The sequence below is a fragment of the Alcaligenes sp. DN25 genome (assembly GCF_023674485.1).
Taxonomy (GTDB): domain Bacteria; phylum Pseudomonadota; class Gammaproteobacteria; order Burkholderiales; family Burkholderiaceae_B; genus Alcaligenes; species Alcaligenes phenolicus.
In genome coordinates, this window is record NZ_CP098408.1 from 2,492,056 (window position 1) to 2,506,236 (window position 14,181).

Genomic DNA, 14,181 nt, shown 5'->3' on the forward strand with positions numbered 1-14,181 from the left:
CTATGACTACCTCTTTACACTCCGCCTGCGCCTACCGTGCCCAACTGCTGTACTTTGTCGCGGACCCTGCCACATTGGAAGATCCTTCCGAAGCCGTGCGCTATCACAGTGACGGCCTGCTGCTGGTCAACGAACAGGGCCAGATTCAGGCCTGTGGCGACTGGGCCGAACTGTCGCGCAGCCTGCCTGCCGATACAAAGACCGTGGATTTGAGCGGAAAAATCATCATGCCAGGCATGATCGACACCCACCTGCACTTTCCGCAAACCGACATTATTGCCTCTCCCTCCAGCGGCCTGCTGCCCTGGCTGGAAACCTATACCTTCCCAACTGAAGGCCGTTTTGGCGATAGTGAACATGCCCGCGAAGTGGCTGGCGTGTTTCTGGACGAACTGCTGCGCAACGGCACCACCACCGCCCTGGTCTATGGCAGTGTGCACCGCCAATCCGTGGATGCCTTCTTTGAAGAAAGCCACGAGCGCAATCTGCGCATGATTGCAGGCAAGGTGATGATGGATCGCAACTGCCCGGACTATCTGCAAGATACCGCCGAGTCAGGCGCACGCGATTCGGAAGACCTCATCAAGCGCTGGCACGGCAAGGGCCGCCAACTGTACGCTCTGACACCCCGTTTTGCGCCCACCTCCACCCCGGAGCAATTGGCCGCCTGTGGTGAACTGGCCCGCGCCTACCCCGATGTGTTTCTGCAAACCCATGTGGCAGAAAACAAGGACGAAATCAAATGGGTAAGCGAGCTGTTCCCCAAGAACCGCAGCTATCTGGACGTGTACGACAGCTTTGGTCTGCTGCGCCCCCGCGCCATCTACGGCCACAGTATCTGGCTGGACGAGCAGGATCGCGCCCGCATGCACGATACCGGCAGTATTGCGGCGCACTGCCCCACCTCCAACCTGTTCCTGGCCTCTGGTTTGTTCGATTTCCAGTCCATTCGCCAAAGCAAGGTGCTGCACACCCTGGCCACCGATGTGGGCGGCGGGACGTCGTTCTCCATGCTGCGCACCATGAACGAAGCCCACAAAGTGGCCCGTCTGAACAACTACCATCTGACCGCCGCATCCATGTTCTACATGGCCACCGAAGGGGCCGCGCGGGCACTGGACATGCAGGGTCAAATCGGCACGCTGGCTCCTGGTGCCGAGGCGGACTTTATTGTGATGGACCCCAAGGCCACTCCCTTGATGGCCCGCCGCAGCACCATGCTGAACTCGCTGGAAGAGCAATTGTTCATGCTGGCCCTGCTGGGTGACGATCGCTGCATTCAAGCCAGCTACAGCGCAGGCCGCTGCGTGCATCAGCGCGATCACTAAACACAACTGAAGCCGGGTCCTGGCGGGCAACTCCAATCATTACAACCGCCGCCAGGGACTCTTTTCCGTCTACCCAAAAAATATCTGCACGCGTTTTTCGATTTAACGCGGATTTTACGGTGCCGACGATACATTGATCCCGTCAGTAGGGAGCCAGCCCCGGCTCCCCCTCTTCTTGGCGAGATTTGATTATGTCCGGCACATCAACACTGGTGCAACGCAACTCCCTGTTCTACCTGCTGACGCAGGTTGTGGGAGTGACCTTTTTGTTTCTCTGGCTGGCCAGCCTGACCCAGGACTGGTCCCCGCTCAATCCCTTGCTGGCATCCAGCCAGCAACCTGGCCATATGGCCCATGAAATGAAAGAGGCTCAAGGTCTGCTGACCGGCCTGATTGCCGCCGCTGGTTTGTTCCTGGCTGCCTGGAAGCTGCGCCAGCTGCGCGGACAAGAGGCCTTGCCAGGCAAACGCATCCTGTTGCTGGGCACCAGCCTGTTCCTGGCCGTGCCTTTGCTGATGCTGCTTCTGCAGTACTCCGCCGCCTCCCCAAGCCTGGAATCGCTGTATCACCAGATACCCGAGATCAAACCCTTGCTGGAAGTGGGTGCCATCGTCGCCGTGGGCGCTGGCTTGCTACACCTGTACTTTGCCGGTTGGGCCTTGAACCAGGCCCGCCTGCGCTGGGGGGGCCTGCTGGCCGGTTTGATCTGCGCCTTTTTGTTGGGCTTGCTGGAAGCGGATCAAGAGCGTATCAATCTGACTCAAGTGTTTGCCTCACTGGCGCTTGTCTGGCTGCTGGGCAGCATCGCCTTCTACCCCTTGATCGTGAATCCCGAACGCTGGTCAGCCTCCCATGGCGAACGCGCCACGGTTGCAGAGGCCTGGGAACATCTGGCCAGCATTCAGGTACAACGTCGCCGCAGCCTGGGGATGTTTGGTGGCCTGATGGTCGTGATTCTGCCTTTCTTCGCCTCCACATGGGCGGTCGACTCGCTGGTCTTTCAATTCACCCGCATGGCCGGTCTGGGGCTGGTCCTGATTGCCGTCCTGGGCCGCTGCTGGTGCATGTTGTACCTGGGTGGTCATAAAGGCTCCAGCCTGATCAGCCAAGGCCCCTACTCCATCAGCCGCAACCCGCTGTATCTGTTTTCCCTGTGTGCCGTCACCGGCATGGGTGCACTGTCCGGCAGCCTGCTGCTTGGCCCCATACTCGCCTTGTTTGTCTACGCCGTCTTCAACAATGTGATCGACGAAGAACAGGTTCTGCTGCACAAAGTCTTTGGTCAGGATTATCAGGAATACTGCCAGCGCGTGCCCCGCCTGATCCCACGCCTGAGCCTCTGGAACAGCCCGAACGAACTGCAAGTGTCCCTGACAGGATTGGCCCGCACCTTGCGCGATGCCTTGCCCTACTTCCTGATCTGGCCCGTCTTTGCCCTGGCACAGTGGTTGCAAATCAATGGCTGGGTACCCGTACTTCTGCGTCTACCCTGATCGTCCCCAAGTGCAGTAAGCTGCACAAGAACTGTCCCAACCCTGTGGAACAAGCTGTCATGCGTGTCCTGATTGTTGAAAACGATACGACCATTGCCGAAAATCTTTATACCTATCTGGAACTGAAAGGCTTTGCTGTGGATGCCGCCTACGACGGCAATGGTGCACTGACACTGCTGCAAGAACAGGACTTTGATGCGCTGGTGCTGGATCTGGGCCTGCCCGGTCTGGATGGTTTTGGTGTACTCCAGGCCCTGCGCCAGTCCAGTCAAACACCCATCCCGACCTTGGTACTGACAGCCCGCAGCCAGTTGGAGAGCAAGCTCACGGCCTTTGATCTGGGGGCGGACGACTATCTGATCAAACCTTTTGCCCTGGCTGAAGTCGAGGCCCGGCTACGCGCTCTGATGCGTCGTGGCCCACCACAAGTACAGCACGGCTCACTGCATTGGGGCAGTCTGGAATACAACCTGGATACGGCGCTGGTCAGCGTAAACGGTCAGGAACTGCACCTGAGTTTCAAAGCCCGCCAGTTGCTGGAAGCTCTGTTACGCGACCCGCAAGCCATTCTGACACGTCGCTCCCTGGAGAAAACCCTGTGGCCACAGGGTGCACCGTCCCCAGAAGCCTTGCGCAGTCAAATCCATATCTTGCGCCGCGCCTTGTCCGAGGCTGGCGCAGGCACCATTGAAACCTTGCCCGGCATGGGCTGGCGTTTGCAACAGGAGAGCTAAGGGATGGCCATAGCCCCGCGCCGCGGCCGCTTCATGAGCACCCTTACCCAGCGTGTATCCTGGGCCCTGACCCTGATAGCCGCCTTGCTGGTCATCATTATGGGGGGACTGGCCTATGTAGCCTTTGCGCGCATGGAAGACGAGATGGTCAACGCCATGCTGGTCTCTTACGCTCGCAACCCCACTCTTTTACCCGACAGCGCCTACGACCGCAGTGAAGCCCTGGGCGCAGAGCTGGACAGCTATTGGTTTTTGCCGGGCCAAACTCTGGACAATTTGCCCGAATTTGCCCGTGTTTCCGAACCGGGCATTTACGAATTTCATCTGGGTAGTGACACCTGGCACGTGCTGCGCCAGGACAAAGAGCAAGGCCAGCTGTATCTGGTGTATCGCGCCACCCCTCACGAAGACCGAGTACGCGAGTTTGGCCTGATTCTGCTCCTGATCGGTTCGGCCACGATTTTGCTGGTGTTTTTACTCGGGCGTCGAGTAGCCCGCCACGCTGTGGCTCCCATGCTGACCCTGTCCCGCCATCTGGAAAACTGGGCACCCGGCCGCTCCGGCCTGCCCGAACACCAGGATGATGAAGCTGGCCGGCTGATCCGAGCCTTTAATCGCATGCAGGAGCAAGTTGAGGAACTACTGACGCATGAACGCGAGTTCGCCGCCAATCTGGGCCACGAGCTGCGTACAGGGCTGACTGCCATACGCAGCGATTGCGAGCTTTTGCTGCTGCAACTGCCCGAAGGCCCTCAACAACAGCGCCTGCAACGCATGATGGTCCACGCCGATGCCGTCACCGCCAGCCTGGATGCCGCAGAAAGCCTGGCTTACACCGCAGAGCGCCATGTGCGCGAAGTCGAGGTCCACGAGCTGGCTCAACAGACCTGGCAGGCCGTCGCCCTGCTGGATGCGGATAGCCAGCAAGTACGTTGGAGCAATTTGGTGCCTGACCACTTGCACTACACCTTGGACCCCTATGCCCTGTCCATGTTGCTGCGCATCCTGATGCGCAATGCCATCGACCACGCCGCCCCCTGCAAGCTGCAACTGAGCTGGATTGCCCCCTCAGTCCTGGCTTTGCAAGACGACGGCCCCGGCATTGCCAAACAAGATCAAATCCTGATCTTTGAGCGCCACTTCAGCCAGGGCAAACAACTGACGACAGGACTGCGCGAAGAAGGCCACAGAGGCATAGGCCTGGCACTGGCACGCCAACTGGCGTTGGCGCAAGGCTGGAGTTTAAGTGTACAAAGCGGGCCGAATGGCAAAGGCTGTGTATTCAAGCTGGATCTGGATCCGTCCTGATATCCTGAAACGGCAAACTTATCTGCACGAACGGTGTCGCCAAGAGCATCAAAAACTCATTGCGACAGGCAAGACCAAAGACCTAGTAAGCTTTTCTCAACTGCAGCGCCTAACCCTTGAAAAGAGATTTTAAAAGGCTGGGCAATGAGCACAAAAAAACCCGGTCTTATTCAGACCGGGTTTTTTATCTTGCTCAAGCAGACCTGCTAAAGACTTACTGGCTTTCCAGGAAGCTCTTCAGTTTGTCGGCACGGCTAGGATGACGCAGCTTGCGCAAAGCCTTGGCTTCTATTTGACGAATACGCTCACGCGTGACGTCAAACTGCTTGCCCACCTCTTCCAGAGTCTGGTCAGTGCTCATCTCGATACCAAAACGCATGCGCAGCACTTTGGCTTCGCGTGGCGTCAAGGAATCCAGGACATCTTTCACCACATCGCGCATGGAGCCGTGCAAAGCGGAATCCGATGGCGAAACGGTGTTGTTGTCCTCGATGAAATCGCCTAGGTGGGAATCGTCATCGTCACCGATAGGCGTTTCCATGGAGATAGGCTCTTTGGCGATCTTCAAGATCTTGCGAACCTTGTCTTCGGGCATATCCATCTTCTGGGCCAGGGTTGCGGGATCGGGCTCAACGCCGGTTTCCTGCAGGATCTGACGATTGATACGGTTCATCTTGTTGATCGTCTCGATCATGTGAACCGGAATACGAATCGTGCGGGCCTGGTCAGCGATCGAACGCGTAATGGCCTGACGAATCCACCACGTAGCGTACGTGGAGAATTTGTAGCCACGACGGTATTCGAACTTGTCCACTGCCTTCATCAAACCGATATTGCCTTCCTGAATCAGGTCCAGGAACTGCAAGCCACGGTTGGTGTACTTCTTGGCGATGGAGATCACCAGACGCAAGTTGGCCTCGGTCATTTCGCGCTTGGCTTTACGTGCCTTGGCTTCGCCCGTGGTCATGCGTTTGTTGACTTCTTTCAGGTCCTTCAAAGGCAGCACAACGCTGGTTTGCAGATCGATCAGCTTTTGCTGAACTTCCTGAATGGCAGGGATGTGGCGCTCCAGAATGGAGCTGTAAGGATGGCCTGCTGCCACCTCCTGCACCACCCAATCCAGATTGGTTTCGTTGCCGGGGAAAGCCTTGATGAAGTGTGCACGTGGCATATCAGCACGATCCACACAGATGTTCAGGATTTCGCGCTCGTGCTGACGCACGATGGCAACCTGCTCGCGCATGGTATCGGCCAGCTTTTCCACCATCTTGGCGGTAAAGCGGATGCCCATGAATTCGTTCAGGATGGTTTCCTGGGCTTGCACATAGCCTGCGCTCTTGTAACCTTCGGACTCGAAGGACACGCGCATCTTGTCAAACCATTCGCCAATGATGTCGAATTTCTTGAGCGACTTGTTGCGCAGATATTCAATCTGCTTGCTGCTCATGCCGCCGGCTGGACCTTCGTCCTCGTCGTCAGCGGTTACACCGGAACCGGCGTATTCTTCGCCATCATCGTCCACCAGACCGTCAACCACTTCGTCGATCTGCATGACGCCTTCGCGTACACGCTGAACGTAGGCCAGGATCTCGTTAACCGTGGTTGGGCAGGCGGCGATAGCCATCACCATGTGCTTCAAGCCATCTTCGATGCGCTTGGCGATTTCAATTTCGCCTTCGCGGGTCAGCAGTTCCACCGAACCCATTTCGCGCATGTACATACGCACAGGGTCAGTCGTGCGACCGAAGTCAGAGTCCACCGTGGTCAGAGCAGCTTCAGCTTCGTCCTCGACGTCGTCGTCGCTGGATGCCATGGGCGCGTTATCGCTCATGAGCAAGGTGTCAGCGTCGGGAGCCTGGTCGTAAACCGAGATACCCATGTCACTGAAGGTGCCGATAATGCCATCAATGGCTTCGACATCCACCAGATCATCGGGCAGGTGATCGTTGATTTCACTGTAGGTCAGGTAACCGCGGTCCTTACCCAGCTTGATCAGGGCTTTGAGGCGATTGCGACGGGCTTCCTGTTCTTCAGGGCTCAGTTGGCCACGGACACCGAATACATCTTTTTCGGCTTTAGCGCGCTTGGCACCACGCTTGGCCACCGGCTTGAGATCAGGAATGACCTCTTCTTCGCCCATTTCGTCGTCATCGACAAAGTCGATACCGTCGTTATTGGCATTCTTTGCAGGACGTCCACGGCGACCGCCGGTAGCGGCTTTAGCCGCTGTTTTCTTGGCAGCCGCTTTTTTGGCTACCGTTTTTTTTGCAGCCGCCTTTTTAGCTGCCTTTTTGGCAGGCGCTGCGCCTGGCTCTCCACTTTCGTGAAGCTCATCGAGCTCTACCGAGCTTGATGCCCCTGATTTTGCTGTCGCGGCCAAAGTTTTCTTAGCAGACCGAGAGACCGTCGTCGAGGTTTTACCAGTCGTTTGAGTCATATTTTCTTCCATAGACGCCATTTACCCCTGTGGCACTAAATATGTAGCCACCGAGTCGTACAGGCAAGAGCCTGATAATGAGCGTGTTCACAACCGGCTTGCTCCTGGGCGTGTTGCGCGAGCGAACCCTAAGTCATTTAATCCCTGGCTCATGGGCTCAAGGCATAAGGTGGTTCACAATCCGCTAACCCGCCGCATTTGCTCGCGTACCAGTTTTAACCCCCTGGCCGGCCACAAACACAACACATAACCCAATATTTTACTTCACTTGCCGAGTATAAGCAGCATTCAACAAAGCAATACGGCGTGTCAATTCTTGATAACGCTGACGCTGTTCGGGCTCTTGCAAACCCGTGGCCACCAATGCCGACTGCTCTGCTTTGATCGCATCCAGTTCGATGCGATGCAGCGCATCACGCCATTCACCCTGCGGGTCAGGCAATTCTTCTTCGCCCAAGAGCTCCGTGGCCAGCGCTTCGAGTACAGGGGCCAGGTCGGACTCGGGGTCCACGGCCTCCAGCAACGCACCTGCGTGACGCGCCGAGCTGATATTGCTTAAGGCAATCAGCTCTTGCACTAAACGTAAATGGGGACTTTGCGCCAAAATTTCAAGTTGTTGATCGCCCAGCTCGCCCACCAGAGTCGGATGCCCAATAAGCAAGCGCAGCAATCGCTTGGCCATGGGCGTCACCGCACGGCTGCCACCCACGACAGCGCGCTCGGTCCGTTGACGGTTGTTCTTGCCCTTGCCACGAGCAGTCACTGGCCGCTCCTGATACTGGGGCTGAGGCTGCCAATCAGAGTCGTCCTGCCAGCCATCCATAGGCAGACTGTCAGCAAACGAACCATCAAAACCGTCCTCAAACAGCTCCATGCCATCTGAAGATGGTGCTGGCTGCGCCGGAACCGGTGGTCTGGCTACCAGACCATCCTGAGCAGGCGGCGTATCCACAGCAGGCCGACGAACCGGCTCTACGGTACTCAGGCGCTGCGCCAGCTCGTCCGGCGTCAGCAGCACCATGCGGGCAAATTCGTGCTGAATCTGCACTTTCAAGGTACTGTCAGCCAGTTCCAGCAGCAAAGGCAAGGCCTCGTGCACGCAGGCCGCGCGGCCTTCGGCCTCGTCCATGCGATGGCGGGCCGCCAGCTCGTCCAGGAAGAAGCGCGACAAAGCTGCTGCTTCCTGGGCCTGCTCGCGAAACGCGGCAGCACCGTGCTCACGAACAAAAGAATCGGGGTCGTGGTTATCCGCCAGGAACATGAAGCGGATGGACACATCGTCACGTACCAGCGGCAAGCAGGTATTCAAAGCACGCCAGGCGGCCTTGCGCCCTGCCCCGTCACCATCAAAGCAAAACACCAGCCTGTCGCTGGCGCGCATCAATTTGGTGATGTGGTATTCGGTTGTCGCGGTGCCCAAGGTCGCTACGGCATTGTGCAAGCCATGTTGCGACAGCGCCACCACGTCCATATAACCTTCAACAATCAGGACAAAGCCTTCTTTGCGTATGCCCTGACGTCCTTCCCACAAGCCGTATAGCTCGTGTCCTTTGGAAAACAGCGTGGTTTCCGGCGAATTCAGGTACTTGGGTTCGCCTTTTTCGATCAGACGACCGCCAAAGCCAATGATATGGCCCTTGGTACTGCGGATCGGAAACATGATGCGTGAACGGAAACGGTCGTAGCGACGACCATCTTCGGACTCGATCACCAGACCGGACTCAACCAGCTGCTTGTCTTCGTACTGCGGAAATACAGCCGATAAGCCGCGTCGCTCCGTACCTGTCCAGCCCAACCCGAAACGGGCAGCCGTCTCCCCATCCAGGCCACGACGTTTTAGATAGTCGATGGCAATGGGTGACTGTTTTAGCTGACGTAGGTAGTGCCCCTGTGCCGTTTCAAGAATATGATGCTGACGCGACAACTCGTCTTTACGACGCGCATCGGCAGCACGTTGGCGTGGGGTGCGATCTGCTTCGGGCACAGTCATTCCGACGGAACCAGCTAAGCTGCGTACCGCCTCGGGGAATGAAGCCCCTGTGTGTTCCATCAGGAACGAGATAGCCGATCCGTGAGCGCCACAACCGAAGCAATGGTAAAACTGCTTGGTGGGACTGACTGTAAATGAAGGGGATTTTTCGTTGTGAAAAGGGCACAGGCCAAGCAAGTTGGCCCCGCCTTTACGCAACTGCACGTACCGCCCGACGACATCTACGACATCGACACGGGCGAGCAGTTCCTGAACAAAAGATTCAGGGATCAATACAAGCGTGGAGGCAGTTGCTGGCTGCGGATGCGTTTGTAGTGACGCTTCACGGCGGCAGCGTGCTTGCGCTTGCGCTCAGCCGTTGGCTTTTCGTAGAATTCGCGCGAACGCAGCTCGGTCAACAGACCGGTTTTTTCAATAGTGCGTTTGAAGCGGCGCAGAGCAACTTCAAAGGGTTCGTTTTCTTTCAGGCGAACAATGGACATGTAATCCCTGACCTTTGTAAAAAGAGTTAGCGTAACAGATAGCCCAATATGGTAGCACGATTGCTGGCATACACCAAGCAAGGCGCAATTAGGCTATCCACCAATTATCTGAATGCCAGCGATCAAGCCTGGCCGGTACCCTTACGGATCCAGGCGTCCAGCTGATGAGGGCGAATGCTATCGTAGTCCTCAAAAGGCTGATGAATCCAGGGATTTGTGGGCAACTTGGACACGTAGTAGTCCGGGTCGACCTGGGCGTGGCCTTTCCACCACAAAACGGCGGTTTTCAGCTCGGTGATCGCGGGAAACTGTGCACGCAGGTGATCACGTACACGCATAAAAGTCTTGCCCGTATCGACCATATCATCGACCAGCAGCACATTGCCATCCAGGGTGCCACGGGTAATGGTGATGTATTGCGCAATATCCAGATCACCCTGTTCGGTACCGGCGGCTTCGCGATAGCTGCTGGTGGCCAAAATACCCAGGGGTACATCATAGATGCGCGAAATAACGTCTCCCACTCTCATGCCGCCTCGGGCCAGGCAAACAATTTTGTCGAATTTCCAGCCTGATTCGTGAATGCTCAGGGCCAATTGTTCAATCAGGCGATTGTATTGTTCCCAGGAAACCCATTCATCAGTATCGCTATTTGGGGGCAGACTCATATGTATTCCAGATATAAATGCACTAGCTGCGCTTTGGTACCTGCAAAACAAGAGTCTGGTAGGCCAACGCAGCGTCCAGAACGACAAAGCGGCCCTTCAGGCCGCTCTGTACGCACCGTACAACGGTGCAAGGCATTATACCGCGATAAATCGCTTATTTGGTAAACGGATCGCGCAATACGATGGTTTCGTTGCGATCTGGCCCTGTGGAAACCATGTCGATAGGTACATCGCACAGTTCAGCAATGCGTTCCAGGTAACGACGAGCGTTGATAGGCAACTTGTCGTAGTCAGTCACGCCCACGGTGGACTCGGTCCAGCCGGGCATTTCTTCCAGAACGGGCTCGGCTTCGGCAACCGCGTGTGCGCCGTAGGGCAGGACGTCCAGGAATTCGCCCTTGTAGCGGTAACCCACACCAATCTTGATTTGCTCAACGCCGTCCAGCACGTCCAGCTTGGTAATGCACAGACCGGAAATACCGTTAATCATGACCGAACGCTTCATGGCCGCCGCATCAAACCAGCCGCAACGACGTGGACGACCGGTAACGGAACCGAATTCCTTGCCAACCGTAGCCAGACGCATGCCGGTGTCATCCAGCAACTCGGTCGGGAATGGACCCGAACCCACGCGAGTGGTGTAGGACTTGGCGATACCGAGCACGTAGCTCAATTCCTGAGGACCCACACCCGAACCTGCGGAAGCGGCACCGGACAAGCAGTTGCTGCTGGTCACGAAGGGGTATGTACCGTGGTCAATATCCAACAATGCACCCTGGGCACCTTCAAACAGGAGTTTCTGCCCTGCTTTCTTGGCCTGGTACAGGTTGTTGGATACATCAGCGACCATAGGAGCCAGCTGTTCAGCGTGCTTCATGGCCAGGTCGCGAACCTGTTCAGCGGAAACAGCTTCAGCGCCCAGGTACTGGGTCAGCACGAAGTTGTGGTAATCCAGCGCTTCGGACAATTTTTCGTCAAAGATTTCGGGATCGTACAGGTCCTGAACACGCAGGGCACGGCGTGCCACCTTGTCTTCGTAGGCAGGGCCGATACCGCGACCGGTAGTACCGATCTTGCCGTCGCCTTTACGCTTTTCACGAGCCTGGTCCACGGCGATGTGGTAGGGCAAAATCAGCGGGCAAGCGGGCGAGATCTGCAGGCGCGAACGCACGTCCAGACCGGCAGCTTCCAGCTCGGCGATTTCAGTCAAGAGGGCCTCAGGCGACAGCACCACGCCATTGCCAATGTAGCAAGTGACGTGCTCGTGCATGATGCCCGACGGAATCAAGCGCAGAATGGTCTTCTTGCCATTAATCCACAATGTATGGCCAGCGTTATGCCCACCCTGGAAACGAACCACGCCATGCGCGGACTCGGCCAGCCAGTCGACGATCTTGCCTTTGCCTTCGTCACCCCACTGGGTGCCAATCACCACAAGGTTTTTGCTCATGTCTAGTATCAGAATAAAGGAGGCCGGCACGGTGCCGGACCAATAACAATCACCAACGCTACAAGCCGCCTGGCTTACAGCGCCCTAACTTGCAACTGACCGTCCAGCGAGACCAGCTCGCGATCGATCACGAATTCATCCAGATTCAGCTCCTGACCGGGCAGCATCTGAATCACAATTTCACCGTTTTGACGCAGCTGCTTGACCGCTGCAGTCAGGGCCGCATCACTCCCCCAGGGAGCGCGTACTGCACGGGCTGCCTGAGCCGGTGCCAAGCCAGCCGAGAGCTTGCGCAAATCCAGGCTGAAGCCGGTTGCAGGACGAGCACGACCATACATGCGGCCAATACCGTCAAAGCGTCCGCCCTTGACTAAGGCATCGTGCCATCCTTCGGCGTAAACCGAAAAGATCAGGCCCGAATGGTAGGCATAACCGCTGCCGATGTCGGCCAGGTCCACCGTAATTTCGTGGCCAGGCAAAGCATCAATGAAGCTGCGCAGGCTACCCAGAGCTTCGCGCACTTCCGGTTCGTCCGGCAGAACACTGCGGGCACGCTCCAGTACGCTGCCATCGCCATACAGCGAGGTCAAAGCCAGCAGATAGCGGGTGGTTTCAGGCAGACAGCCCGACTCACGACCCAGGGCGCGCAGGCCCGACACATCTTTGGCGTTCAGAAGCTCACACACTTCTGCCACGCGGGTTTTCAAAATAGGATCGCGCTCGATCAGGAAGCGCCCCAGATCGGGGTAGTTCAAGTCCAGGCGAGGATGATGCACCCCTGCCCGACCCACGCTTTCCAGCGCCAGTTGCACTACTTCCAGATCGGACTCAATACCGGCGTGGCCGAAAATTTCCGCGCCAATCTGCAGCAATTCACGGTCCGACAACAAACCAGCCGGACGGGCATGCAAGACCGAACCACAGTAGCAAAGCCGAGTGACGCCTTCGCGGTTAAGCAAGTGAGCGTCGATACGTGCCACCTGGGGGGTCATGTCGGCGCGTACGCCCATGGTGCGACCCGAGATTTGATCGACGACTTTGCTGGTACGCAGATTCAGATCTGTGCCAGAAACCGCTTGCAGGGATTCCAGATACTCCACCAGAGGTGGAGCTACCAGTTCGAACCCGTAAGTACGATACAAGTCTAGCAAATCGCGGCGCAGTTCTTCGATGCGGCGCGCCTCTGCAGGCAAGATATCAGCCAGGCTCTCTGGCAACAACCAATTGGACATACTCGTGCCTCGGACTACTTATAAACGAAAGTTCCAGCCAAACAAAAAGCGACTTGGGGCCTGTAAGCCGCCCAAGTCGCATGCGAAGTGGTGTTAGTAACTTACACGCTAGTATAAACGATCAGGGCCGCGGGTGGAACACCCAGCGGCCCTAAGTTCTCTAGCGGGGATCAGTTCGCAGGTGCTGCGGGTGATCCTTGCTTGCCCCAATACTTGAAGAAATCAGAGTCAGGGCTGATGACCAGTGTGTCGGTCTGTTTGCTGAAAGCACTGCGGTAGGCTTCCAGGCTGCGGTAGAAACGATAGAACTCGGGGTTCTTGCCATAACTATCGGAGTAAATGACAGCGGCTTCACCATCACCCTGACCACGGATGGCCTGAGCTTGGGCATACGCGTCGGCCAGCAACTCTTCACGCTGACGTTCGGCCTCGGCACGGATACGCTCACTTTCAGCCGCACCAGTTGCACGCAAACGGTTGGCTTCTTGTGTACGCTCGGCTTCCATACGACGGTATACCGATTCCGAAATCTCGGGAGCAAAGTCAATACGACGCAAACGCACGTCAATCACTTCCACACCCAAAGGACGGGCACGGGCCTCAACGGCCGTCAGCACTTCACGCATGATCGCATCACGCTCGGTGGAAACCACTTCTTTCACCGTACGTACGTTCACCGAGGCGTTCAGGGCATCACGAATCTGGGCCTGCAAACGCTCGACAGCACCACGATCCGTTGCACCAAACGTCACGTAAAACAGGCGTGGATCGGAAATACGCCATTTGACGTACGAGTCGATCAGCAGGTTTTTCTTTTCAGCCGTCTGAATACGCTCAGGGTCCTTGGTTTCAATCGTCTGCAGACGCTTGTCCAGGAACACCACGTTTTCAAACGGTGGCGGCAGCTTGAAATACAAACCGGGAGTCGTGATGGTGCCACGCACCTCACCCAGGGCAAAAACCAGAGCCGCATCGCGCTCACGCACGATGAAAACGGAAGACAGCAGCAGACCGACAATTACCGCCAGGGCCACCAGAGCAGGAAATAAACGTTGCATC

Annotated in this window: 11 protein-coding genes; 4 read left to right on the forward strand and 7 right to left on the reverse strand. The window is 56.9% G+C overall.

Annotation, left to right across the window (positions count from 1 at the left end; all coding sequences use genetic code 11):
• Positions 1–2: 2 nt before the first annotated feature.
• The 4 genes from guaD to NBV64_RS11675 all read left to right on the forward strand — a co-directional run bounded on the left by guaD (position 3) and on the right by NBV64_RS11675 (position 4,863).
• A complete protein-coding gene (gene guaD, locus NBV64_RS11660) occupies positions 3–1,328 on the forward strand; it encodes a guanine deaminase (protein ID WP_009455850.1) in 1,326 nt (441 codons plus the stop codon).
• Between the two features lie 191 nt (positions 1,329–1,519).
• Positions 1,520–2,821: a methyltransferase family protein gene (locus NBV64_RS11665; RefSeq protein WP_250755842.1), complete on the forward strand. Its 1,302-nt coding sequence runs from the start codon at positions 1,520–1,522 to the stop codon at positions 2,819–2,821.
• Positions 2,822–2,880: 59 nt separating this feature from the next.
• Positions 2,881–3,555, forward strand: coding sequence for a response regulator transcription factor (locus tag NBV64_RS11670; protein WP_009455854.1), 675 nt, complete (start codon positions 2,881–2,883; stop codon positions 3,553–3,555).
• A 33-nt stretch (positions 3,556–3,588) separates the two neighbouring features.
• The gene (locus tag NBV64_RS11675; RefSeq protein WP_031231909.1) at positions 3,589–4,863 is read left to right on the forward strand and encodes a sensor histidine kinase; all 1,275 of its coding nucleotides are present in this window, start codon (positions 3,589–3,591) and stop codon (positions 4,861–4,863) included.
• Positions 4,864–5,077: 214 nt separating this feature from the next.
• Here NBV64_RS11675 and rpoD read toward each other — a convergent pair whose 3' ends face one another.
• The 7 genes from rpoD to hflC form a co-directional block, all read right to left on the reverse strand.
• Positions 5,078–7,300, reverse strand: coding sequence for an RNA polymerase sigma factor RpoD (gene rpoD, locus NBV64_RS11680; protein WP_021446482.1), 2,223 nt, complete (start codon positions 7,298–7,300; stop codon positions 5,078–5,080).
• Positions 7,301–7,559: 259 nt separating this feature from the next.
• On the reverse strand, positions 7,560–9,563 hold the full coding sequence (gene dnaG, locus NBV64_RS11685) for a DNA primase (RefSeq protein WP_009455860.1): 2,004 nt from the start codon (positions 9,561–9,563) through the stop codon (positions 7,560–7,562).
• On the reverse strand, positions 9,560–9,772 hold the full coding sequence (gene rpsU / locus NBV64_RS11690; RefSeq protein ID WP_003799344.1) for a 30S ribosomal protein S21: 213 nt from the start codon (positions 9,770–9,772) through the stop codon (positions 9,560–9,562). The genes dnaG and rpsU overlap by 4 nt, the downstream gene beginning before the upstream one ends.
• A 122-nt stretch (positions 9,773–9,894) precedes the next feature.
• Entirely contained in the window at positions 9,895–10,440 is a 546-nt protein-coding gene (locus NBV64_RS11695; protein WP_021446480.1) for a phosphoribosyltransferase, read from the reverse strand.
• A 154-nt stretch (positions 10,441–10,594) separates the two neighbouring features.
• Positions 10,595–11,890 carry an adenylosuccinate synthase gene (locus tag NBV64_RS11700; RefSeq protein WP_009455867.1) on the reverse strand — a complete coding sequence of 432 codons (1,296 nt, stop codon included), beginning with the start codon at positions 11,888–11,890 and terminating at the stop codon, positions 10,595–10,597.
• A gap of 74 nt (positions 11,891–11,964) precedes the next feature.
• Positions 11,965–13,122 (reverse strand): ATP phosphoribosyltransferase regulatory subunit, encoded by a 1,158-nt coding sequence (locus tag NBV64_RS11705; RefSeq protein ID WP_250755843.1) that lies wholly within the window; start codon positions 13,120–13,122, stop codon positions 11,965–11,967.
• Between the two features lie 170 nt (positions 13,123–13,292).
• Complete coding sequence (gene hflC / locus NBV64_RS11710; protein WP_250755844.1) at positions 13,293–14,180, reverse strand: protease modulator HflC; 888 nt, start codon at positions 14,178–14,180, stop codon at positions 13,293–13,295.
• Position 14,181 lies beyond the last annotated feature (1 nt).

Bases quoted from the DNA above. Each gene is read 5' to 3' on its own strand.
- NBV64_RS11665 (WP_250755842.1), top strand. From the start codon at position 1,520: ATGTCCGGCACATCAACACTGGTGCAACGCAACTCCCTGTTCTACCTG.
- rpsU (WP_003799344.1), bottom strand. From the start codon at position 9,772: ATGTCCATTGTTCGCCTGAAAGAAAACGAACCCTTTGAAGTTGCTCTG.
- NBV64_RS11670 (WP_009455854.1), top strand. From the start codon at position 2,881: ATGCGTGTCCTGATTGTTGAAAACGATACGACCATTGCCGAAAATCTT.
- NBV64_RS11675 (WP_031231909.1), top strand. From the start codon at position 3,589: ATGAGCACCCTTACCCAGCGTGTATCCTGGGCCCTGACCCTGATAGCC.
- rpoD (WP_021446482.1), bottom strand. From the start codon at position 7,300: ATGACTCAAACGACTGGTAAAACCTCGACGACGGTCTCTCGGTCTGCT.
- guaD (WP_009455850.1), top strand. From the start codon at position 3: ATGACTACCTCTTTACACTCCGCCTGCGCCTACCGTGCCCAACTGCTG.
- hflC (WP_250755844.1), bottom strand. From the start codon at position 14,180: ATGCAACGTTTATTTCCTGCTCTGGTGGCCCTGGCGGTAATTGTCGGT.
- NBV64_RS11695 (WP_021446480.1), bottom strand. From the start codon at position 10,440: ATGAGTCTGCCCCCAAATAGCGATACTGATGAATGGGTTTCCTGGGAA.
- NBV64_RS11705 (WP_250755843.1), bottom strand. From the start codon at position 13,122: ATGTCCAATTGGTTGTTGCCAGAGAGCCTGGCTGATATCTTGCCTGCA.
- NBV64_RS11700 (WP_009455867.1), bottom strand. From the start codon at position 11,890: ATGAGCAAAAACCTTGTGGTGATTGGCACCCAGTGGGGTGACGAAGGC.